This is a genomic window from Pseudomonas sp. Root329, from assembly GCF_001424925.1.
Lineage (GTDB): Bacteria > Pseudomonadota > Gammaproteobacteria > Pseudomonadales > Pseudomonadaceae > Aquipseudomonas > Aquipseudomonas arabinosi.
Genome location: NZ_LMCV01000005.1, coordinates 18,818 through 39,771, shown reverse-complemented (window position 1 = coordinate 39,771; position 20,954 = coordinate 18,818). Strand labels below are relative to the sequence as shown.

Here is a 20,954-nt window from a genome sequence, read left to right as displayed (position 1 = left end):
TGCTGTTCCTTAAGGTTGGGGGACATATCCGTTTCTGCGGTCACGGCGGCTTATGGTTCCGCTCTTACAGCGGGTCACTTTCGAAAAGCGCGAAAGTAACCAAAGCGCTCATGCCCCTGTCGTTCGGTGCCTCGCTGTGGCTCGGCATGCCCTCGCTCCGGTCCTGCTCCGTGGGCCCGCCGCCATCGTTGCCCACTGCGCAGAACCTCCACTCGGCCTCTCGAGGGGGCGGTGCATCAAGATCAAAAGCTGCAGGCGAGCTAACGCTCGGCCTGTTGAGTGGTGAAAAGCGGGTGTTCACAGCTCTTTCTTGATCGTTCCCACGCTCCGCGTGGGAATGCATCCCGTGACGCTCTGCGTCACCAGTGCGCAGGACTCGAGCCTTGCGTCGACAGCGGAACGCGGAGCGTCCCCGGCGGCATTCCCACGCGGAGCGTGGGAACGATCAGGCGGTGAGCGCGGAGTGTTGTTGATCTAGCTTTTGCTCTGGCTTTTGACACCGCGGCAAGGATGCCGCGGTAGCCGCCCCCGGCCATGGATGGCCGATGGCGGCGGGCCCCCGGAGCAATGCCGGAGTGAGGGCATGCCGAGCCTARGCGAGGCACCGAATGGMGGGGCAAGAGCCCTTGGTTACTTGGGGCTTTTCCAAGTGACTCGCTGTAAGAGCGAAACCGTAATCAGCCATCACCGCAGAAACGGATATGTACCCGGTTTCAGGGGGGAGTAGGCTCAATGCTGCTGGCGTTGTCTCTGTAGCTCTGTCTTCAGCCAGGTGCTCGTCGGCTGGACGCCTGTCGAACAACGCACTTCATAGGCTTTGCCACTCATGCTGCTTTTAGTGGCAGCGAGATCGATGAAGTCTTCTGCGCTACTCACCAGGTTCTTGCCTTCGAGATAATTCAGCTTCTTTTCGAGATGTGCCCGAGCCTGGGGCCCAGGGTATTCACTGCCGTTGCGCACGAACTTGCACTCACTGCGCTCCACAAAATCCAGCAAGCCCTTTATCTCCTGGTTTGCCTGTGGCGTGGTTTGAGCCTGTGCACCGCCCGCCACTGCAAAAAGGCCGATAGAAGCAGTGATCAGCCATTGGCGGAAAATGGGGCGAGTCGCTGCTACTTTCAAAATCCACATGGTTCCTCCTTGTCCAAAAAAGGGTAACTGTAGCGCGGCGTCACCCAAGCAACCAGCAGAACGCTGGGCGATGTTCTTCGTTCGAAAGGATCAACCTGCGGAAGGGAAAGGGGATCAATGAGCCCAATGCCTCTGTGCGCGAGCAGTTGGCCAAAGTCGCAGTTACTTATCCCTGTATCGGCATCAGACTCATTGATCGTTGCCCAGCTCAATGTTGGGCGATTTCCATCTAACCGAATGGAGATGCATTGGCGTGTCATTAGCAGCCATGCACTATTTTTTTAACAAAACAACTTCTCCCCGTCTAATCACCTTTTTCCCCGGCCTTATAGGCTCCGGAAATATCGGCACCACCATTCGTCGCATCAGAAACGCTGCGCGATTTTTTTGACTATTCATGGCTTAAGGTTTGCAGAAGACGCTCGTAGCAGCCCCAGGACGACGTAATTCTGACGCGGCAGCACTTTAATTAACGCTTAGGACGCCAGCGATGCGCTTGGTCAGTCACCGGGAGATGTAACGTGTCAACTCTCAACGAAATCGCAGCGAACCACGCGAGAATGGCCAAGGCTCTTGTCGAAGAGTCGACCGGGCTGAGTGAGCGCCACACCCAGATTGTGGACAGTTTCGAAGTTCCATCCATGGATGCGCAACACATGCCTCTGCACCTTATCGCCGGAGTGCAGGACAACCATTTCGGGCAAGCAACGGCCTACTTGCTCTGACGGTGTTTGATCCGGGCAGCCGTTGGGCAGGCGGTAAGGTCTGCCTGCCGGCGCGGTAAGGTCGAGTCCCACTTCTTGGCCTAAACTCAACTGACTAGCCCGTTGGGGAGCTGCCGGAGTGGCATTCCCATGCTCGAAACTGTAGAGATGTCGCGCGTGAAGCACTTCGCCGCAAACGTTGCCGGCCGAGATTTCGCGGTCGGTGACATTCATGGCCATTTCACTCGGTTGCAGGACGCTCTGGATGCAGCCGGGTTCAACCGCTTGGTAGATCGCCTGTTCAGTGTTGGCGATCTGATTGACCGCGGGCCCGAGTGCCATGACGCGCTCGATTGGCTGGACAAACCATGGTTCCACCCGGTGCTAGGCAACCATGACGACTACGTGGTGTATTTCGATACCTGCGACATCGACAGTTGGATGCTCAACGGGGGCTCATGGTTCACGGGCCTGTCGCTATTCGAGAAGCAAGCATTCGCGGCGCAGTTCGCCAAGCTCCCTATCGCGATCGAAGTCGAAACGGCACACGGCCTGATCGGCATCGTGCACGCCGATTGTCCATTTCCATCATGGCAGCAGCTGCGAAAGGAACTGGAGTCGCCGGAAAGCCACAGGCGTCTGCAGGAAGTCCAACACTACTGCATGTGGTCACGAAGGCGGATCGATCAGCAGGAGACGCATGGCATTGAAGGCCTGCGCGCACTGGTCGTAGGGCATACGCCGCTTTATATGCCCGTCAGCCTTGGCAATGTGATTCACATCGATACGGGTGGCTGGAGGCCGGACCGGGGTTATTTCACCCTGCTGGATCTCGAAACGCTCGAAACCATCCCCGCAAGCTGACTCAACACGGATCGGCCAACGCCATTCACTCAAAAAAAACCCGGCCTCATCAGCCGGGTTCTTTATTAGTTAGGTGGCATCACTGCCACCCACCCTCAACAGCACTTCGGCCCAGCCTTGCTTCCGTAACGAGCTTCCTGGCGTTCCCGAAAGAACACCTCATAACTCATCACCGGTTTGTCCGGGTGCTGTCGTAGTCGGGCATCCCGACCATCAGGCGCGCGGCCTGACCGAGGTATTTACCGAGGCGACTCAGGTCATTGAACATGCTGCAATCCTCGATCAAGCGTCCGGCAGAGCCTGGAATGGCGCTTCTTTATCCGTACGTTCTTTAGTGCCCCAGGCGGCGATACCGACCTTGAGTGCAAAGAACAGGATGCTGAAGACCACCAGCAAGAACAGCGCGGTCAGCGTTGCGTTGGTGTAGGCGTTGTAGATCACGTGCTGCATCTGGTCGATGCTCTTCGCCGGGGCGAGGATCTGACCGTTGGCCAGGGCATCGCTGTACTTCTTGGCCAAGGCCAGGAAACCGATCGCCGGGTTGGCATCGAACAGCTTGATGAAGCCGGCGGTGGTGGTGCAGATCAGCAGCCATACGGCGGGCAACATGGTGACCCAGACGTAGCGCTGGCGTTTCATTTTGATCAGCACAACGGTCGCCAACATCAGCGCGATACCGGCCAGCATCTGGTTAGAGATACCGAACAACGGCCACAAGGTGTTGATGCCACCCAGCGGATCGATCACGCCCTGATACAACAGATACCCCCACATCGCCACGCAACCGGCGGTTGCGATCAGGTTGGCGGTCCAGGATTCAGTGCGTTTCAGCGCTGGCACGAAGGAGCCGAGCAAGTCCTGCAGCATGAAGCGGCCGGCACGGGTACCGGCGTCGACCGCGGTCAGGATGAACAGCGCTTCGAACAGGATCGCGAAGTGGTACCAGAACGCCATGGTGTTTTCACCCGGCAGAAGGTGGTGCAGGATCTGCGCGATACCAACCGCCAGGGTCGGCGCACCGCCGGCACGGGCCAGGATCGTGGTTTCACCGATGTCCTTGGCCACCGCTTGCAGCGCTTCCGGGGTAATCGCAAAGCCCCAGCTGCTGACGGTCTGAGCAACCGAAACAGCATCAGAGCCGACAAGCGCCGCCGGGCTGTTCATGGCGAAGTACACGCCTGGTTCGATCACCGACGCAGCAACCATGGCCATGATGGCGACGAAGGATTCCATCAGCATGCCACCGTAACCGATGTAACGGGCATGGCCTTCGCTGGCCAACAACTTCGGCGTAGTGCCGGAAGCAATCAGCGCGTGGAAACCGGAAACCGCGCCACAGGCGATGGTGATGAACAGGAACGGGAACAGACCGCCCTTCCATACCGGCCCGGTACCGTCGACGAACTGGGTCAGTGCCGGCATTTTCAAGTCGGGCATGGTGATCAGAATGCCGATCGCCAAGGCCACGATGGTGCCGATTTTCAGGAAGGTCGACAGGTAGTCCCGCGGTGCCAGAATCAGCCACACCGGCAATACCGCGGCGACAAAACCGTAACCGATCAGCATCCAGGTGATCTGGAGCCCGGTGAAGGTAAAGGCCTTGGCCCAGACCGGATCAGCGGCAATCTGTCCGCCCAGCCAGATCGAACCGAGCAGCAGCAACACGCCGACAACGGAGATCTCACCGATGCGACCCGGGCGGATGTAGCGCATGTAAATGCCCATGAACATCGCGATCGGGATGGTCGCCATCACCGTGAAAATCCCCCACGGGCTTTCGGCCAGGGCTTTCACCACGATCAGCGCCAGCACCGCGAGGATGATGATCATGATCAGGAAGCAGCCAAACAGCGCGATGGTCCCGGGAATGCGGCCCATTTCTTCACGGACCATGTCGCCCAGGGAACGACCGTTGCGGCGGGTGGACATGAACAGGACCATGAAGTCCTGAACGGCACCGGCCAACACCACGCCGGCAATCAGCCACAGCGTGCCGGGCAAATAGCCCATCTGCGCCGCCAGGACCGGACCGACCAGCGGCCCCGCACCAGCAATGGCTGCGAAGTGGTGACCGAAGAGTACGTGTTTGTTGGTCGGCACGTAGTCCAGACCATCGTTATTAACGACAGCCGGCGTGGCACGATTGGGGTCGAGTTGCATCACCTTGGTGGCGATGAACAGGCTGTAGTAGCGGTATGCGACGAGATAAATAGCGACTGCTGCGACTACGATCCAGAGGGCATTGATCGCTTCGCCGCGGCGCAGGGCCACGACACTTAGCGCAAACGCTCCCAGGACAGCCACGGCAAACCAGGCGAGGTGTTTAGCCAGACGGGGCATAGCGTGTCTCCTGCCGACAGCCAGTGGACTGCGGCGGTAATTTTTATAATTGTGTCCGCTGTGCGGAGCTGGCCCAATATCCCCGCATGCCGTCTACAAATAAATCCGCGTTACTACGTACGCGGTGTCTACGTAGTTCTACGTAGATGACGCCGCTCCCCCAGGGGAATGGTGTACACCTACGAGTAATTGGTTGACTGTCAGGCCGCCATCGCGAGCAAGCTCAGCTCCTACAAAAGCAATAGCAAACCTGCGTACACCCGCCCCTCACCACTCAACAGGCCGAGCGTTAGCTCGCCTGCAGCTTTTGATCTTGATCTTCATCTGGGGGGAGGCGCGCAGCGCCGTTCGACGAAGTCGAACACATCGAGAGGAGGTCGAAGCGAAGCCGACCGGAGGCGATGCCCCCAGATGAATACCGGAACGAAGGAACGCCGAGCCTAGGCGAGGGGCCGGACGCTCGGGGCGAGACTTTTTGGTTACTTTTGAGGCGTTTGTCAAAAGTGACTCGCCGTAAGGGCGAAACCCTAAGCGGCCGTTACCACAGAAATGGATATGTACACCTGAGGTCATTCCGTCCAGCACCGCTACTGGACCCGCGTATCTTTGGCATATGATGCCGGGCCTTAGCCTCCCCTCAGCCCGGTCAGGAGCCAAGATGCAGCTCAAACACAAAATCGTCGCGCTCGGGATTCTGCCGCTGGTATTGGCCATCGCCGTCATCTGCGCGCTGGTGATCTCCATGAACCGGCAACTGGGTGAACAACAGGCGCAACTGATCGAAGACAGCATTCTGGCGAGCAAGCGCGCCGAACTGAAGAACTACGTCGAAATGGCGCAAAGCCTGATCGAGCCGCTGTACGACGACGGCCACGGTGACGAACACGCACAGCAACAAGTGCTGGAAGAACTGCGCAAGCTCAGCTTTGGCATCAATGGCTACTTCTTCGTCTACGACCACGAAGGCCGCAGCCTGATGCACGCGCGCCAGTCGGAACTGGTGGGCAAATACCTGTGGGACATGAAGGACCCTCATGGTTTGCCGGTGATCCAGGCGTTGCTCAAAAGCGCGCAATCGGGCGAAGGCTTTCAACGCTATGCCTGGAACAAACCCTCTTCCGGCCAGGTGACCGACAAGCTCGCCTATGTGGTGATGCTGGATCGTTGGGGCTGGATGCTCGGCACCGGCATCTACCTTGAAGACGTTGAGCGCGCAACCCAACAGGCGCGTGACGAAGTGGCCCAGGGCATTCGTAAAACCATGCTGGCGATTGCCGCGGTGGCCCTCGTGGCGGTGCTGTTTGTCTTCGCCAGCGGCATGACGCTGAACGTCAGCGAGCATCGCCTGGCCGACAAAAAACTTCAGCGCCTGACTCAGCGTATCGTCAGCTTGCAAGAGGAAGAGCGCTCACGGGTTTCCCGTGAACTGCACGACGGCATCAGCCAGCTACTGGTCTCCATCAAATTCCAGTTCGAACTGGCCAGCCATCTGCTCGAGAATGGGCAAGCACACGACAAGGGTTTGAGTACGCTGAGAGATGCCACGGAACGCCTGGGGGAAGCGATTGGCGAGGTGCGCAGCCTCTCTCACGACCTGCGTTCCTCGCTGCTCGACACCCTGGGCCTGCCGGCGGCGATCGGTCAACTCGCCGCAGAATTCGAGCAACGCAGCGGCCTGGTGGTGACTTACAACGACAACGAATTCGACTGTCATTTAGTCGACGGGGCAGCGGTCTCGCTGTTTCGCATCGTGCAAGAGGGCCTGACTAATATTGAACGACACGCCCAGGCTAAAAACGTCTCCATTACCCTGCACGGGTCCGAAGATTCCATACGGTTGACGGTGGTCGATGACGGTATCGGTTTCAACGTCGCCCAGGTCGAACGTCGTCATGCGGGCATTGGCCTGCGTAATATCCGTGAGCGTGTCGAGCATTTTGGTGGACGATTCGACCTGATCTCGATGCCGGGACGAAGCGAGCTGGACGTTTGGCTGCCAATGAAAATGCCCGGTACAACACGCTGACTCGCCCCCTGACAACAAGAGTGAATACCCGCGATGAACCTGCCCTACCCGATCCGCGTCGCCCTGGTCGACGATCACGCCCTGGTCCGCGACGGGATCAAAGCGCTGCTGGCGGTCATGGCCCCCCTGGAAGTGGTGGGCGAAGCCGAGAGTGGCGCGGATGCCATTGAAATGGTCGGACGCTGCCAGCCGGACCTGTTGCTGGTCGACATCAGCCTGCGGGACATGAACGGGCTCGAGCTGACCCGAGTGTTACGCAGCCAGTACCCGTCGCTCAAGGTGCTGGTGCTCAGCATGTACGACAATAATGAATACGTGAGTGAGTCCGTTCGCGCGGGGGCCAGCGGCTATGTACTGAAGAACTCGCCGTCGCGGGAAATCATCGCGGCGATCGAAGCCATTGCCAGTGGCGGCACGTTCTACAGTGCCGAGATCGCCCAGCGGCTCATCGCCGATAAAAATACCGACAACGAGCTGACACCGCGCGAGAGCCAGGTGTTGTACAAGATGGCTCAAGGGCTGAACAACAAGGAGATGGCCCGCGAACTGGATATCAGCGTTCGCACGGTAGAAACCCATCGCCTGAGCATCCGTCGCAAACTCAACATCGACAAACCGGCGGCCCTGGTCAAATACGCGATCGATCACGGGATCATCTCGCGGTAGCAGACATTAATACTCAATGGAAAACCCGGCCTTATCAGCCGGGTTTTTTTTGGTTTTTTATTGGCAACAGCCATTCCCTTCTCCCTTTTCACCACCGTCCGACCAGAAACTCATTTCAGGGACTTGCGCTACCGGTATTATGGTATACCATCAGACGCACAGACACTCTCACCCTACACGGAGCAGCTCATGAGTTTCGAAATCCGCAAGATCGTCAGCTATGTCGAAGAAACCTTTATCGAAGGCGGCAAGGCCACCGATAAACCAGTGACCATGGTCGGCCTGGCCGTCGTGATAAAAAACCCTTGGCTGGGTCGCGGCTTTGTCGAAGACCTGAAACCGGAAATTCGCGCCAACTGCTCCGACCTCGGTGCGCTGATGGTTGAGCGTCTGGTCGGCATCATCGGCGGCGCCGAGAAGATCGAGGCTTACGGCAAGGCCGCTGTCGTGGGCGCCGACGGTGAAATCGAACACGCCTCCGCCGTCATCCACACCCTGCGCTTCGGTAACCATTACCGCGAAGCGGTGAAAGCCAAGAGCTACCTGAGCTTCACCAACAAGCGCGGCGGCCCGGGCACTTCGATCCAGATTCCAATGATGCACAAGGACGACGAAGGCCTGCGTTCGCACTACATCACCCTGGAAATGAAAATTGAAGATGCACCGCGTGCCGACGAAATCGTGGTGGTACTGGGTTGCGCCGATGGCGGCCGCCTGCACCCACGCATCGGCAACCGTTACATCGACCTGGAAGAGCTGGCCGCTGAAAACGCCCAGTAATCAAGGTCGGTAAGAACAACAAAAAGGCATGCAGGAGCGCTCCATGATTCGGCTCACCGCTGAACTCACCCCGGCTGGCACCAGTTACCTGGCGACCGGCCAAGGCCAGCCCGTGGTTTTGATCCACGGCGTGGGCCTGAACAAAGAAATGTGGGGCGGCCAGGTCGTTGGCCTGGCCACGAAGTACCGCGTGATTGCCTACGACATGCTGGGCCATGGCGCCAGCCCGCGCCCGGAAAGCGGCACCCCCCTGCTCGGCTATGCCGACCAGCTGCTGGAGCTGCTCGATCACCTGCAATTGCCCCAGGCGACGGTTATCGGTTTTTCCATGGGAGGGCTGGTCGCGCGGGCATTTGCCTTGCATTACCCGCAACGCCTGCAAGGCCTGGTGGTGCTCAACAGCGTGTTCAATCGCAGCCCCGAACAGCGTGCCGGCGTCATCGCCCGCACCGCTCAAGCGGCCGAGCACGGACCGGATGCCAACGCCGAAGCCGCCCTGTCGCGCTGGTTCAGCCGCGAATATCAGGCGGCCAATCCGGCGCAGATTGCGGCCTTGCGCCAAACCCTGGCAGACAATGATCCGCAGGGTTACCTGACTACCTATGAGCTGTTCGCGACCCAGGACATGTACCGCGCTGACGACCTGGGCAGCATTCAGGTGCCGACACTGATCGCCACCGGTGAACTGGACCCGGGTTCGACACCGGAAATGGCCGAGCAATTGGCCGCACGTATTCCCGGCGCGACAGTTGCCGTGCTCGCCGAGCAGCGGCATATGATGCCCGTAGAATCACCGCGCCTGGTCAACCAGCTGCTGCTGGAGTTTCTCGACACCGCGCACTCCCGACAAAACCAAATAAAGGGGATCGTTGCATGACACTCGCACGCTTCCAGATGTGCATCGGCGGTGAATGGGTCGATGCCCTGTCCGGCAAGACCTTTGAAAGCCTGAACCCGGCCCTGGCCCAAGCCTGGGCTGAACTGCCCGATGCCGACGAAGCCGACGTCGAGCGCGCCGTACAAGCGGCGCAAACGGCTTTCGACAGCCCGGCCTGGCGCGGCTTGACCGCCACCGCCCGCGGCAAACTGCTGCGGCGCCTGGGCGATCTGATCGCCGAAAACAAGGAGCATCTGGCGCAGCTGGAAAGCCGTGACAACGGCAAGCTGATCCGCGAAACCCGTGGCCAGGTCAGCTACTTGCCGGAGTTCTTCCACTACACCGCGGGCCTGGCCGACAAACTCGAGGGCGGCACCCTGCCCCTCGACAAGCCGGATCTGTTTGCCTACACCGTGCACGAAGCCATGGGCGTGGTCGCGGCGATCATTCCGTGGAACAGCCCTCTTTATCTGACGGCGATCAAACTCGCCCCGGCCTTGGCGGCGGGCAACACCATCGTGATCAAACCGTCGGAGCACGCTTCGGCAACCATTCTCGAACTGGCGCGTCTGGCGCTGGAAGCCGGCATCCCGCCGGGGGTGGTCAACGTCGTCACCGGTTACGGCCCAAGCACTGGCGCGGCCCTGACCCGCCATCCGCTGATCCGCAAAATCGCCTTCACCGGCGGCGCCGCGACGGCACGGCATGTGGTGCGCAGCAGCGCCGAGAACTTCGCCAAGCTGTCGCTGGAACTGGGCGGCAAATCGCCGAACATTATCTTCGCCGACGCCGACCTCGACAGCGCGATCAACGGCGCGATTGCCGGGATCTACGCGGCCTCCGGTCAGAGTTGCGTCTCCGGTTCGCGATTGTTGGTGCAGGACGAAATCTACGATGAGTTCGTCGATCGTTTGGTCGAACGCGCCAAACGCATCCGCATCGGTAACCCGCAGGAAGACAGCAGCGAAATGGGCCCCATGGCCACCGCGCAGCAACTGGCCGTGGTCGAAGGCCTGGTGGCCGATGCCATCGCCGAAGGGGCGCGCCTGCGCCTGGGCGGCAAGCGTCCGCAGAATCTGGGCGATGGCTGGTTCTACGAGCCGACCTTGTTCGAATGCGACCGCAACTCGATGAAGATCATGCAGGAAGAAGTCTTCGGTCCAGTGGCCTCGGTGATTCGTTTCAAGGATGAAGCCGAAGCGTTGGCGATTGCCAACGACTCGCAGTTCGGCCTCGCCGCCGGCATCTGGACTCGCGATTTGGGCAGGGCTCATCGCCTGGCCCGGGACGTGCGCTCCGGGATCATCTGGGTCAACACCTACCGCGCCGTGTCGGCCATGGCACCAATCGGCGGCTTCAAGAACAGCGGCTATGGACGCGAGAGCGGCATCGATTCGGTGCTGGCCTACACCGAGCTGAAAACGGTGTGGATCAACCTCTCCCAGGCACCGATGCCTGACCCCTTCGTGATGCGCTAGGAGATTGACGAAATGATCGAACCCGGCATTTACAAAGACGTCATGAGCTCGTTCCCATCCGGGGTCACGGTGGTCACCACCCTGGACCCGGACGGCGGCATCGTCGGCATCACCGCCAGCGCGTTCAGTGCGCTGTCGATCGATCCGGCACTGGTACTGTTTTGCCCCAACTATGCCTCTGACACGTACCCGATCCTGCGCGACAGCAAGCAGTTCGCGATTCACTTGCTGTCCGCCGACCAGACCGCCGAAGCCTATGCGTTTGCCGGTAAAGGCAAGGACAAGGCCAATGGCATCGACTGGCACTTGAGCGCGCTGGGGAATCCGCTGCTGGGCAACGCCACAGCGATCATCGAGTGCGAACTGTGGCGCGAATACGACGGCGGTGACCACGCGATCATCGTCGGCGCGGTGAAGAACCTGATTCTGCCCGAGCAACCGGTGACGCCGATGATCTATCACAAAGGCAAGCTGGGCCCTTTGCCCGCCCTGGCCTGACGGGTTTACTCAAAACCCTGTGGGAGCGGGCTTGCTCCGGGCGGCGTTCCGACGAATTCGGTCGCACATTCAACATTGATGCAGACTGACACACCGCTTTCGCGAGCAAGCCCGCTCCCACAGGTACAGCATTCGGCGCAAATTTTTTTTATATTCCCAGGAGCCGGCATGAACCCAGCAGCCTCGCAACTGTTCCGCCAGCAGGCCTATATCGACGGCCAATGGCTGGATGCCCCGGACGGCGCCTGTCAGGACATCTTCAACCCGGCCACCGGCGAGTTGATCGGGAGGGTGCCTAACTTGGGCGCCGAGCACGCTCGTCAGGCCATCGCCGCCGCGAACAAGGCCTGGCCGGCCTGGCGTGCGCTGACCGCTAAAGAACGCAGCCAGACGCTGAAACGTTGGCACGCGCTGATGATTGAAAATGCCGATGCGCTGGCAGAAATCCTCACCCTCGAACAAGGCAAGCCACTGGCCGAAGCCAAGGGCGAAATCCTTTATGCCGCGAGCTTTATCGAGTGGTTCGCCGAAGAAGCCAAGCGCATCTACGGCGACACCATTCCCAGCCACAAAGGCGATGCGCGCATCGTGGTCAGCAAGGAGCCGATCGGCGTCGTCGCGGCCATCACCCCATGGAATTTCCCGGCGGCGATGATCACCCGCAAGGCCGGCCCGGCACTGGCGGCGGGTTGCCCGTGCATTGTTAAACCGGCACCGGAAACCCCGTTCTCGGCATTGGCCATGGCCGCGCTGGCAGAACAGGCCGGCATTCCGCCGGGCATTTTCAACGTGATCACCGGCGACGCCGTGGCCATCGGTGGCGAGCTGACGGCCAGCCCACTGGTGCGCAAGCTGTCGTTCACCGGCTCCACTGCCATCGGCAAATTGCTGATGGCGCTGAAAAAAGTCTCGCTGGAACTGGGGGGCAATGCGCCCTTCATCGTGTTCGACGACGCCAACCTGGAGCGTGCCGTTGAGGGTGCGCTGATTGCCAAATTCCGCAACGCCGGGCAGACCTGCGTGTGCGTCAATCGCTTCCTGGTGCAGGACGGCATTCACGACGCCTTCGTCGCTCGCCTGGCCGAGCGGGTCAAGCAACTGCACGTCGGCAGCGGTTTTGACACTGGCGTGAATCAAGGTCCGCTGATCAACGAACGCGCCGTGGCCAAAGTCGAAGACCACGTTCAGGACGCACTCGCTCAGGGTGCCCAGCTAATGTGCGGCGGCGAACGTCATGTCCTCGGGCACGGATTCTTCCAGCCAACGGTGCTGGCCGGCGTGACCTCTTCGATGAAAGTCGCCCAAGACGAAACCTTTGGTCCGCTGGCTGCCGTGTTCCGCTTCGCGACTGAAGCCGAGGCGATCCACATGGCCAACGACACCGAATTCGGTCTTGCCGCCTATTGCTACACCCGCGATCTCGGTCGCGCGTGGCGCATGAGCGAAGCGCTGGAGTACGGCATGGTAGGGATTAACGAAGGGCTGATTTCCACCGAAGTCGCGCCTTTTGGCGGCATCAAATCCTCGGGCCTGGGCCGTGAAGGTTCCAAGTACGGCATCGAGGATTATCTGGAACTCAAATACACCCTGATGGGCGGATTGGAAGACTTCGGGAGCACACCGCAATGAGCAACGAGAAATATGAACAGGGGCTGAAAATCCGCACCCAGGTGCTGGGCGAAGCCTACGTGAAACGCTCCATCGAGAACGCCGACGACTTCACCCGGCCGCTGCAGGAAATGGTCACCGAGTACTGCTGGGGCCATGTCTGGGGCCGTGAGGGTTTGTCGCTTAAAGAGCGCAGCATGATAAACTTGGCCATGATTTCGGCCCTCAATCGGCCTCACGAACTCAAGCTGCATGTACGCGGCGCCTTGCGTAACGGACTGACTCGTGAACAAATACGCGAAATTCTGCTTCAGGTCGGTATTTATTGCGGTGTCCCCGCTGCCGTAGACAGTTTCCGGCTCGCCCGTGAAGCGTTCGCCGAAGCCGATGCCGAGGCCTCCAGTTAACCCTTGGCTGTTTGACCTGACCGAGCACGGAGATTCTTGCGATCGAAGTGCTCTTTTTGCATGGACAGCCACATTCAGAGCGGACCCCATGAAACGCCTGCCACTCGACGACAGCTTCAAGGTCAATCGCAACCCCGTTACCCTGCGCGAAATCGTGCTGGATAAACTGCGAAGCGCCATCATGAACTTCCAGCTCATGCCGGGAGACCGTCTGGTCGAGCGCGATCTGTGCGATCGCCTGGGCGTCAGCCGCACGTCCGTACGCGAAGCCTTGCGTCACCTGGAATCCGAAGGCCTGGTGGAATTCGCCGACGCCAAGGGCCCACGGGTCGCCATCATTACCCTCTCTGACGCCGGTGATATCTACGAGCTGCGTTGCGTGCTCGAAGGCCTGATCGTCCAGCTGTTCACCCTGCGCGCCAAGGCCAAGGACATCAAGGCCCTGGAAAAAGCCCTCGAGGAAAACCGCAAGGCCCTCAAGGACGGCGAGCTGCAACAGGTGATCGATTCGGTTCAGGGTTTCTACGATGTCCTGCTCGAAGGCTCCGGCAACCATGTCGCGGCCACTCAGCTGCGTCAGTTGCAGGCACGAATCAGCTACCTGCGGGCGACGTCGGTGTCCCAGGAAAACCGTCGCGGCGCGAGCAATCAGGAAATGGAACGCATGGTCGAGGCGATCAAGAGTGGCGACCCCCTCGCCGCCCACCAGGCTTGCGTCGACCACGTGCGCGCCGCCGCGACTGTCGCCCTCGATTACCTCAAGCGCAAACAGGAAGAGACCGGGAAAATTCCTGAGATCACCCTGCCGATCGCGCTTAAAGAACCGCGCATAGGTCGCTAAAGATGTTCAGCCCGAGCTTTTGTCCAAAGTGCGGCGGCAATGACCTCAGGTCTCAGCTGCCGCCGGGCGATACGCACGAGCGCCTGATGTGCCGCGGCTGCGGCTACATCCATTACGTCAATCCGAAAATCATTGCCGGCTGCATCATCGAGCAAGACGGCAAGTATTTGTTGTGTCAGCGCGCCATTCCGCCGCGTCCTGGTACCTGGACGCTGCCGGCCGGCTTCATGGAAGGCGGCGAGACCACCGAACAAGCAGCGCTGCGCGAAGTCTGGGAAGAGAGCGGCGTGCGCGCGGAAATTCTCTCGCCGTACTCGATCTTCAGCGTGCCGAAGATCAGCGAGGTGTACATCATCTTCCGCGCCATTGCGTTGGAGATCACCGGCCAGTACGGGCCGGAAACCCTCGACTACAAATTCTTCGCACCCGAGGACATTCCTTGGGACAGCATCTACTACCCGGCGATCCGGCAGATCCTCGAGCGCTATATCGAGGAACGCCAGGCCGGGGTCTATGGCATTTACATCGGCAACGACGATACCGGCAAGATTCACTTCATCCGGTAGGAGCTGCCGAAGGTTCGGGCCGCGTTCGGACGATCTTTTGATCTTGGCTCGTTTGCGAGCAGCCAAAAGATCGCAGCCTTCGGCAGCTCCTACAGGTGGCATCACAACGTCTCCACGCCCTCGACAATGATGATCTCGGCCCGGGCCACGCCCTCACGGTGCCGTTTCGCTTCCTGATATTCCTCCGACTGGTAGCAGGCCAGCGCCTGTTCGTACGAGTCGAATTCAATCACCACGTTGCGCTGCGGCGTGGGCCCGCCTTCCAGCGCTTCGCTGCGCCCGCCCCGGGCCAACATCCGTCCGCCATACAACGCGAAGGCCGCCGGCGCCCGCTGGGTGTATTGGCTGTATTGATCGGGGTCGGTGACATCTACATGAGCAATCCAGTACGCCTTCATAGTGACCTCTCGGTTTATTTTGTATTATGGTATACCACAATATATTTCAATCAAACACTGAGAATCCCAGCATGGCCTTCAACAGCATCGAAGAAATTATCGAAGACTATCGACAAGGCAAGATGGTGCTCCTGGTCGATGACGAGGATCGGGAAAACGAAGGCGACCTGCTGCTGGCCGCCGATTGCTGCACGGCCGAGGCCATCAGCTTCATGGCCCGGGAAGCGCGCGGTCTGATCTGCCTGACCCTGACCGACGACCACTGCCAGCGCCTCGGGCTGGAGCAGATGGTGCCGAGCAACGGCAGCGTGTTCAGCACCGCGTTCACCGTTTCCATCGAGGCCGCCGTGGGCGTGACCACCGGCATCTCCGCCGCCGACCGGGCGCGTACCGTGGCAGCCGCCGTCGCCGTTAATGCCGGGCCCGCCGACCTCGTGCAACCCGGTCACATTTTCCCGCTGCGCGCCAAGGAAGGCGGCGTGCTGACCCGCGCCGGTCACACCGAAGCCGGATGCGACCTGGCACGCCTGGCCGGCTTCACGCCCGCCTCGGTGATCGTCGAAGTGATGAACGATGACGGCACCATGGCCCGCCGCCCGGACCTGGAGGTGTTCGCGCGCAAGCACGGGATCAAGATCGGCACCATCGCCGACCTGATCCACTATCGCCTCAGCACTGAACACACCGTGGTGCGTATCGGTGAACGTGAACTGCCCACGGTGCATGGCACTTTCCGGCTGATCACTTTTGAAGACCGCATCGAAGGCGGCGTCCACATGGCAATGGTCATGGGCAAGTTGCACCGGGACGAACCGACGCTGGTGCGAGTGCATGTGATCGATCCGCTGCGCGATCTGGTGGGCGCCGAATACAGCGGTCCGTCCAACTGGACGTTGTGGGCGGCGTTGCAGCGAGTGGCCGAGGAAGGTCGTGGCGTGGTGGTGGTGCTGGCCAATCATGAGTCGTCGCAAGCGCTGCTGGAGCGTGTGCCGCAGCTGACCCAGCCGCCACGGCAGTTCAGCCGTTCGCAGTCGCGCATCTATTCTGAAGTGGGCACCGGGGCGCAGATTCTGCAGGACCTTGGCGTGGGCAAGCTGCGTCATCTTGGTCCTCCGCTGAAGTACGCGGGTTTGACCGGTTACAACCTGGAAGTGGTGGAAAGCATCCCCTTCACCGAATGATTTCGGGCTTTTCTCCATAAACGTGCGGGCCACTGTCCGGTGGCCTGACGGTAAAAAAAAGCACTTTTGGCTGATAGCCGGTAAGGCAAAGTGCTTGCACAAAGTTTGGAATACCATAATATGATATTCCATAGACCGGACGACCATCACTGGCCCGACGGACCTACTGCTCCCGATAGGCGGGCACTAAAAGCCCCGCTCATAAACACAACAATGAGGGCGTGAAAATGGTGTTGAACAAACGTGCAACCGCAATACTTTTTGCGGGACTGCTGAGCGTGACCAGCCAGGCATTGATGGCGGCCGAAAGCGTCAACTTCGTCAGCTGGGGCGGTAGCACCCAGGATGCGCAGAAGCAGGCTTGGGCCGATCCGTTCAGCAAAGCCAGCGGCATCACCGTGGTCCAGGATGGCCCAACCGACTACGGCAAACTCAAAGCCATGGTCGAAAGCGGCAATGTGCAGTGGGACGTGGTCGATGTCGAAGCCGATTTCGCCCTGCGCGCCGCCGCCGAAGGCCTCCTCGAACCCCTCGATTTCACGGTCATCCAGCGCGATAAAATCGACCCGCGGTTTGTCTCCGATCACGGCGTTGGCTCGTTCTTCTTCTCCTTCGTCCTCGGCTACAACGAAGGCAAGCTCGGCGCCAGCAAGCCTCAGGACTGGTCCGCGCTGTTCGACACCAAAACCTATCCCGGCAAACGCGCCCTCTACAAATGGCCAAGCCCAGGCGTGCTGGAACTGGCCCTGCTGGCCGATGGCGTAGCCGCCGACAAGCTCTACCCGCTGGACCTGGATCGCGCCTTCAAGAAACTCGACACCATCAAGAAAGACATCGTCTGGTGGGGCGGCGGTGCCCAGTCGCAACAGTTGCTGGCCTCTGGCGAAGCGAGCATGGGCCAGTTCTGGAACGGCCGGATCCACGCCCTGCAAGAGGACGGCGCGCCAGTGGGCGTGAGCTGGAAACAGAACCTGGTCATGGCCGACATTCTGGTCGTGCCCAAAGGGACAAAAAACAAGGCCGCAGCCATGAAGTTCCTGGCCAACGCCAGCAGCGCCAAAGGACAAGCTGACTTCTCCAACCTGACCGCCTATGCGCCGGTCAACGTCGACAGCGTGGCGCGCCTGGACTCGGTGCTGGCCCCTAACCTGCCGACTGCCTACGCTAAGGATCAGATCACTCTTGATTTCGCGTACTGGGCCAAAAACGGTCCGGCCATCGCGACACGGTGGAACGAATGGCTGGTCAAATGAAAATGACGGTAACCGCGTCCCGTCAATCCACGCAGGTCGGGAGCGCCACTGGCGCTGCCGGCTCGGCTCTCGGCAAGGCGGCTGCGATGAACCAATCCCCTTCCCTGGCACAGCGCTGGCGCGGTTCAAGCAACCTGATCCCCGCCCTGCTGTTCCTCGGCCTGTTCTTTCTGGCGCCGCTGATCGGGCTGCTGCTGCGTGGCGTGCTGGAGCCGGTACCGGGGCTAGGCAACTACGAGCAGTTGTTCGCCAACTCGGCGTATGCACGGGTCTTGCTCAACACCTTCTCGGTGGCCGGACTGGTGACATTGTTCAGCCTGCTGCTCGGTTTCCCACTGGCCTGGGCCATCACCCTGGTGCCAAAAGGCTGGGGTCGCTGGATCCTCAACATCGTGCTGCTGTCGATGTGGACCAGCCTCCTCGCCCGGACCTATTCCTGGCTGGTGTTGCTGCAAGCGTCCGGGGTGATCAACAAGGCGCTGATGGCGATGGGCATCATCGATCAGCCGCTGGAGATGGTGCATAACCTCACCGGCGTGGTGATCGGCATGAGCTACATCATGATCCCGTTCATCGTGCTGCCGCTGCAGGCGACCATGCAGGCCATCGATCCGATGATCCTGCAGGCCGGCTCGATCTGCGGCGCGAGCCCCTGGACCAACTTCTTCCGGGTGTTCCTGCCGCTCTGCCGCCCAGGATTGTTCTCCGGTGGCCTGATGGTGTTCGTGATGTCGCTTGGGTACTACGTCACCCCGGCGCTGCTGGGTGGAGCGCAGAACATGATGCTGCCCGAGTTCATCATTCAGCAGGTGCAGTCGTTCCTCAACTGGGGCCTGGCCAGCGCCGGCGCCGCGTTGCTGATCGTCATTACGCTGGTGTTGTTCTACTTCTACCTGAAGCTCCAGCCGGAATCCCCGGTTGGCGCCAGCAACGCGAGGTAAGCCGTCATGCTCCTGACCCCCAATGCCATGAGCCGGCGCATGCGCTTCGGCCTGTACTTCACAACGGGTTTGATCGCACTGTTCCTGTTGCTGCCGATCGTGTTCATCGTGCTGCTGTCCTTCGGTTCTTCCCAGTGGCTGGTGTTCCCGCCGCCAGGCTGGACGCTGAAATGGTACGGCCAGTTCTTCTCCAACGCCGACTGGATGAACGCGGCCGTGGCCAGCCTCAAGGTCGCAGTATTGACCACGTTCTTCGCCGTGGCGCTGGGCCTGCCGACCGCTTTTGCACTGGTGCGCGGGCGCTTCCCTGGCCGTGAAATGCTCTACGGTCTGTTCACCCTGCCGATGATCGTGCCGCTGGTGATCATCGCGGTGGCGGTGTACGCACTGTTCCTCAAATTAGGCTACACCGGGACGATGTTCGCCTTCGTGGTCAGCCACGTGATCGTTGCTTTGCCGTTCACCATCATCTCGATCATCAACTCGCTGAAGCTGTTCGATCAGTCGATCGAGGATGCCGCCGTGATCTGCGGCGCCTCACGCTTGCAAGCGGTGTTCAAGGTGACCTTTCCGGCGATTCGTCCGGGCATGGTGGCCGGCGCGCTGTTTGCGTTCCTGGTGTCCTGGGATGAAGTGGTGCTGAGCGTGATGATGGCCAGCCCGACCCTGCAAACCCTTCCCGTGAAAATGTGGACCACCCTGCGCCAGGACCTGACGCCCGTGATCGCCGTCGCCTCGACGCTGCTGATCGGCCTCTCGGTACTGGTCATGGTGATCGCCGCCGCCCTTCGCCGGCGCAATGAAATCAGCGCCTGAGCGCCCAGGAGTACGACATGAGTGCAGTGATCAAAGATTCCGCGCAGAGCAACCAACCGCTGGTAAGCCTGCGCAACCTGAACAAGTACTACGGCGATTTCGCCGCCGTGGACGACATCTCGCTGGACATCAAGGACGGTGAATTTCTCACGTTCCTCGGCTCCAGCGGCTCTGGTAAAAGTACAACGCTGTCGATGCTCGCCGGCTTCGAAACCCCGAGCAGCGGCGAGATCCTGGTCAATGGCCAATCGCTGGTCAACGTACCGCCGCACAAGCGCGACATCGGCATGGTGTTTCAGCGTTATTCGCTGTTCCCGCACCTGTCGGTACGCGACAACATCGCGTTCCCGTTGGCCATCCGCAAACTGGCCACCGCTGAGCGCGAGCGCCGGGTCGATGCGATGCTCAAACTGGTGCAGCTTGAGCAATTTGCGCATCGCCGCCCTTCGCAACTGTCCGGCGGCCAGCAGCAACGTGTGGCGATTGCTCGGGCGCTGGTTTATGAACCACGCATTCTGCTGATGGACGAACCGCTCGGCGCGCTGGACAAGAAACTGCGCGAAGACTTGCAGGATGAACTGCGCCAGCTGCATCGGCGTCTGGGCATCACCATTGTTTACGTGACCCACGACCAGGAAGAAGCCATGCGCCTGTCCCAGCGTATCGCGATTTTCAGCCACGGCAAGATCGTCGGGTTGGGCAGTGGTTACGACCTGTACCAGAATCCGCCGAATGCGTTTGTGGCTTCGTTCCTTGGTAACTCGAACTTCCTCAAGCTCAAGGCTCAGGGCAATGCGGTCGCTACGTTTGAAGGGCAATCGTTGTCGATTCGACTGACCGCAGGATTGCAAACCCATCAGGATGTGCTGCTGATGGTTCGTCCCGAAAAGGCTTTGGCATTGAGCGTTGAGCAAGCGGCTCAGGAACCGCTGGCGGCAGGCTGGAATGAAGTGTCGGCGATTGTGGGGGAGGTGCTGTTTCTTGGTGAAAGCCAGACTTGCACGGTGATGACTTCCGGCGGCACCTCGATGACCGTCAAGGCGCTTTCTGCCGCCGGTATGCCGATGAAGACTGGCGATCCGGTGCGGGTGCGTTGGGCCACTGCGGATGCTTGTGTTTATACCGAATGGGCTGAGAGTGATTTGAACAAGGCTGCTGGGGCTCATTGATTTGGCGCCGGTCCATGCCAGTGGGCCGTGATTTATCTGTCACCCTCGGGTCGCCGCAACGTCGGGTTGTGGCGGCCTTTTTGCGCTTTGGTTTGTGGGCATATCCGTTTTTTTGGTAGCGGCGGCTATTGGTTTCGCTTTTACAGCGAGTCACTTTCGAAAAGCGCGAAAGTAACCAAAGCGCTCCTGCCCCTGTCGTTCGGTGCCTCGCCTAGGCTCGGCATACCCTCGCTCCGGTCCTGCTCCGTGGGCCCGCCGCCATCGGCCATCCATGGCCGGGGGCGGCTAACCCGGCATCCATGCCGGGTTGCCCACTGCGCAGAACCTCCACTCGGCCTCTCGAGGGGGCGGTGCATCAAGATCAAAAGCTGCAGGCGAGCTAACGCTTGGCCTGTTGAGTGGTGAGGAGC

Annotated in this window: 20 protein-coding genes and 1 pseudogene; 17 read left to right on the top strand and 4 right to left on the bottom strand. The window is 60.2% G+C overall.

Annotated elements, in window-relative coordinates; translation table 11 throughout:
• Positions 1 to 729 precede the first annotated feature (729 nt).
• Positions 730 to 1,131: a DUF5329 domain-containing protein gene (locus ASC74_RS07545; protein WP_046049794.1), complete on the bottom strand. Its 402-nt coding sequence runs from the start codon at positions 1,129 to 1,131 to the stop codon at positions 730 to 732.
• A gap of 521 nt (positions 1,132 to 1,652) precedes the next feature.
• On the opposite strand from ASC74_RS07545, the gene ASC74_RS07540 reads away from it, so the two are divergent.
• Both ASC74_RS07540 and ASC74_RS07535 read left to right on the top strand, forming a co-directional pair.
• Positions 1,653 to 1,856, top strand: coding sequence for a hypothetical protein (locus ASC74_RS07540; protein WP_046049793.1), 204 nt, complete (start codon positions 1,653 to 1,655; stop codon positions 1,854 to 1,856).
• A gap of 129 nt (positions 1,857 to 1,985) precedes the next feature.
• Positions 1,986 to 2,699: a metallophosphoesterase gene (locus ASC74_RS07535; protein ID WP_056740521.1), complete on the top strand. Its 714-nt coding sequence runs from the start codon at positions 1,986 to 1,988 to the stop codon at positions 2,697 to 2,699.
• A gap of 95 nt (positions 2,700 to 2,794) precedes the next feature.
• Here ASC74_RS07535 and ASC74_RS30860 read toward each other — a convergent pair.
• Positions 2,795 to 2,967, bottom strand: a pseudogene (locus tag ASC74_RS30860) (YbdD/YjiX family protein).
• A gap of 14 nt (positions 2,968 to 2,981) precedes the next feature.
• Positions 2,982 to 5,039 (bottom strand): carbon starvation CstA family protein, encoded by a 2,058-nt coding sequence (locus ASC74_RS07530; RefSeq protein WP_046049790.1) that lies wholly within the window; start codon positions 5,037 to 5,039, stop codon positions 2,982 to 2,984.
• Between the two features lie 658 nt (positions 5,040 to 5,697).
• Between ASC74_RS07530 and ASC74_RS07525 the strand changes: the two genes are divergently transcribed.
• From ASC74_RS07525 to ASC74_RS07480, 10 genes are all read left to right on the top strand, one after another.
• Positions 5,698 to 7,065 (top strand): cache domain-containing protein, encoded by a 1,368-nt coding sequence (locus tag ASC74_RS07525; protein WP_056740519.1) that lies wholly within the window; start codon positions 5,698 to 5,700, stop codon positions 7,063 to 7,065.
• A 33-nt stretch (positions 7,066 to 7,098) separates the two neighbouring features.
• Entirely contained in the window at positions 7,099 to 7,731 is a 633-nt protein-coding gene (locus ASC74_RS07520) for a response regulator (protein WP_033057767.1), read from the top strand.
• A gap of 189 nt (positions 7,732 to 7,920) precedes the next feature.
• A complete protein-coding gene (locus ASC74_RS07515) occupies positions 7,921 to 8,511 on the top strand; it encodes an amino acid synthesis family protein (protein WP_046049787.1) in 591 nt (196 codons plus the stop codon).
• 43 nt (positions 8,512 to 8,554) lie between these two features.
• On the top strand, positions 8,555 to 9,388 hold the full coding sequence (locus ASC74_RS07510) for an alpha/beta fold hydrolase (RefSeq protein ID WP_046049786.1): 834 nt from the start codon (positions 8,555 to 8,557) through the stop codon (positions 9,386 to 9,388).
• Positions 9,385 to 10,866 carry an aldehyde dehydrogenase gene (locus ASC74_RS07505; RefSeq protein ID WP_033057762.1) on the top strand — a complete coding sequence of 494 codons (1,482 nt, stop codon included), beginning with the start codon at positions 9,385 to 9,387 and terminating at the stop codon, positions 10,864 to 10,866. The genes ASC74_RS07510 and ASC74_RS07505 overlap by 4 nt, the downstream gene beginning before the upstream one ends.
• Positions 10,867 to 10,878: 12 nt before the next feature.
• Positions 10,879 to 11,364, top strand: coding sequence for a flavin reductase family protein (locus ASC74_RS07500; RefSeq protein ID WP_033057760.1), 486 nt, complete (start codon positions 10,879 to 10,881; stop codon positions 11,362 to 11,364).
• A 168-nt stretch (positions 11,365 to 11,532) separates the two neighbouring features.
• Positions 11,533 to 12,993, top strand: a complete 1,461-nt coding sequence (locus ASC74_RS07495; protein WP_056740518.1) for an NAD-dependent succinate-semialdehyde dehydrogenase — start codon at positions 11,533 to 11,535, stop codon at positions 12,991 to 12,993.
• On the top strand, positions 12,990 to 13,379 hold the full coding sequence (locus ASC74_RS07490) for a carboxymuconolactone decarboxylase family protein (protein ID WP_046049783.1): 390 nt from the start codon (positions 12,990 to 12,992) through the stop codon (positions 13,377 to 13,379). The genes ASC74_RS07495 and ASC74_RS07490 overlap by 4 nt, the downstream gene beginning before the upstream one ends.
• Before the next feature lie 88 nt (positions 13,380 to 13,467).
• A complete protein-coding gene (locus ASC74_RS07485) occupies positions 13,468 to 14,220 on the top strand; it encodes a GntR family transcriptional regulator (RefSeq protein WP_056740516.1) in 753 nt (250 codons plus the stop codon).
• Positions 14,221 to 14,222: 2 nt separating this feature from the next.
• Entirely contained in the window at positions 14,223 to 14,786 is a 564-nt protein-coding gene (locus ASC74_RS07480; RefSeq protein WP_019690464.1) for an NUDIX hydrolase, read from the top strand.
• Positions 14,787 to 14,887: 101 nt separating this feature from the next.
• Here the strand turns inward: ASC74_RS07480 and ASC74_RS07475 are convergent, their stop codons facing one another.
• The gene (locus ASC74_RS07475; RefSeq protein ID WP_056740514.1) at positions 14,888 to 15,184 is read right to left on the bottom strand and encodes a DUF1330 domain-containing protein; all 297 of its coding nucleotides are present in this window, start codon (positions 15,182 to 15,184) and stop codon (positions 14,888 to 14,890) included.
• A gap of 71 nt (positions 15,185 to 15,255) precedes the next feature.
• Here ASC74_RS07475 and ribBA point away from each other — a divergent pair, with 71 nt between their 5' ends.
• The 5 genes from ribBA to ASC74_RS07450 all read left to right on the top strand — a co-directional run bounded on the left by ribBA (position 15,256) and on the right by ASC74_RS07450 (position 20,544).
• Positions 15,256 to 16,365, top strand: coding sequence for a bifunctional 3,4-dihydroxy-2-butanone-4-phosphate synthase/GTP cyclohydrolase II (gene ribBA, locus ASC74_RS07470; RefSeq protein ID WP_056740511.1), 1,110 nt, complete (start codon positions 15,256 to 15,258; stop codon positions 16,363 to 16,365).
• A gap of 227 nt (positions 16,366 to 16,592) precedes the next feature.
• A complete protein-coding gene (locus ASC74_RS07465) occupies positions 16,593 to 17,618 on the top strand; it encodes an ABC transporter substrate-binding protein (RefSeq protein ID WP_046049778.1) in 1,026 nt (341 codons plus the stop codon).
• Complete coding sequence (locus ASC74_RS07460; protein WP_056740510.1) at positions 17,615 to 18,559, top strand: ABC transporter permease; 945 nt, start codon at positions 17,615 to 17,617, stop codon at positions 18,557 to 18,559. Before ASC74_RS07465 ends, ASC74_RS07460 begins: the two co-directional genes overlap by 4 nt.
• Positions 18,560 to 18,565: 6 nt before the next feature.
• Positions 18,566 to 19,375: an ABC transporter permease gene (locus tag ASC74_RS07455; RefSeq protein ID WP_056740508.1), complete on the top strand. Its 810-nt coding sequence runs from the start codon at positions 18,566 to 18,568 to the stop codon at positions 19,373 to 19,375.
• Between the two features lie 17 nt (positions 19,376 to 19,392).
• Positions 19,393 to 20,544, top strand: coding sequence for an ABC transporter ATP-binding protein (locus tag ASC74_RS07450; RefSeq protein WP_056740507.1), 1,152 nt, complete (start codon positions 19,393 to 19,395; stop codon positions 20,542 to 20,544).
• The last annotated feature ends 410 nt before the right edge of the window (positions 20,545 to 20,954 follow it).

Excerpts from the sequence above, each read along its gene's own strand:
- ASC74_RS07520 (WP_033057767.1), top strand. The coding sequence starts at position 7,099 with ATGAACCTGCCCTACCCGATCCGCGTCGCCCTGGTCGACGATCACGCC.
- ASC74_RS07525 (WP_056740519.1), top strand. The coding sequence starts at position 5,698 with ATGCAGCTCAAACACAAAATCGTCGCGCTCGGGATTCTGCCGCTGGTA.
- ASC74_RS07515 (WP_046049787.1), top strand. The coding sequence starts at position 7,921 with ATGAGTTTCGAAATCCGCAAGATCGTCAGCTATGTCGAAGAAACCTTT.
- ASC74_RS07495 (WP_056740518.1), top strand. The coding sequence starts at position 11,533 with ATGAACCCAGCAGCCTCGCAACTGTTCCGCCAGCAGGCCTATATCGAC.
- ASC74_RS07465 (WP_046049778.1), top strand. The coding sequence starts at position 16,593 with ATGGTGTTGAACAAACGTGCAACCGCAATACTTTTTGCGGGACTGCTG.
- ASC74_RS07545 (WP_046049794.1), bottom strand. The coding sequence starts at position 1,131 with ATGTGGATTTTGAAAGTAGCAGCGACTCGCCCCATTTTCCGCCAATGG.
- ASC74_RS07450 (WP_056740507.1), top strand. The coding sequence starts at position 19,393 with ATGAGTGCAGTGATCAAAGATTCCGCGCAGAGCAACCAACCGCTGGTA.
- ASC74_RS07455 (WP_056740508.1), top strand. The coding sequence starts at position 18,566 with ATGCTCCTGACCCCCAATGCCATGAGCCGGCGCATGCGCTTCGGCCTG.
- ASC74_RS07530 (WP_046049790.1), bottom strand. The coding sequence starts at position 5,039 with ATGCCCCGTCTGGCTAAACACCTCGCCTGGTTTGCCGTGGCTGTCCTG.
- ASC74_RS07505 (WP_033057762.1), top strand. The coding sequence starts at position 9,385 with ATGACACTCGCACGCTTCCAGATGTGCATCGGCGGTGAATGGGTCGAT.
- ASC74_RS07475 (WP_056740514.1), bottom strand. The coding sequence starts at position 15,184 with ATGAAGGCGTACTGGATTGCTCATGTAGATGTCACCGACCCCGATCAA.
- ASC74_RS07500 (WP_033057760.1), top strand. The coding sequence starts at position 10,879 with ATGATCGAACCCGGCATTTACAAAGACGTCATGAGCTCGTTCCCATCC.
- ASC74_RS07460 (WP_056740510.1), top strand. The coding sequence starts at position 17,615 with ATGAAAATGACGGTAACCGCGTCCCGTCAATCCACGCAGGTCGGGAGC.
- ASC74_RS07490 (WP_046049783.1), top strand. The coding sequence starts at position 12,990 with ATGAGCAACGAGAAATATGAACAGGGGCTGAAAATCCGCACCCAGGTG.
- ribBA (WP_056740511.1), top strand. The coding sequence starts at position 15,256 with ATGGCCTTCAACAGCATCGAAGAAATTATCGAAGACTATCGACAAGGC.
- ASC74_RS07510 (WP_046049786.1), top strand. The coding sequence starts at position 8,555 with ATGATTCGGCTCACCGCTGAACTCACCCCGGCTGGCACCAGTTACCTG.
- ASC74_RS07480 (WP_019690464.1), top strand. The coding sequence starts at position 14,223 with ATGTTCAGCCCGAGCTTTTGTCCAAAGTGCGGCGGCAATGACCTCAGG.
- ASC74_RS07535 (WP_056740521.1), top strand. The coding sequence starts at position 1,986 with ATGCTCGAAACTGTAGAGATGTCGCGCGTGAAGCACTTCGCCGCAAAC.
- ASC74_RS07485 (WP_056740516.1), top strand. The coding sequence starts at position 13,468 with ATGAAACGCCTGCCACTCGACGACAGCTTCAAGGTCAATCGCAACCCC.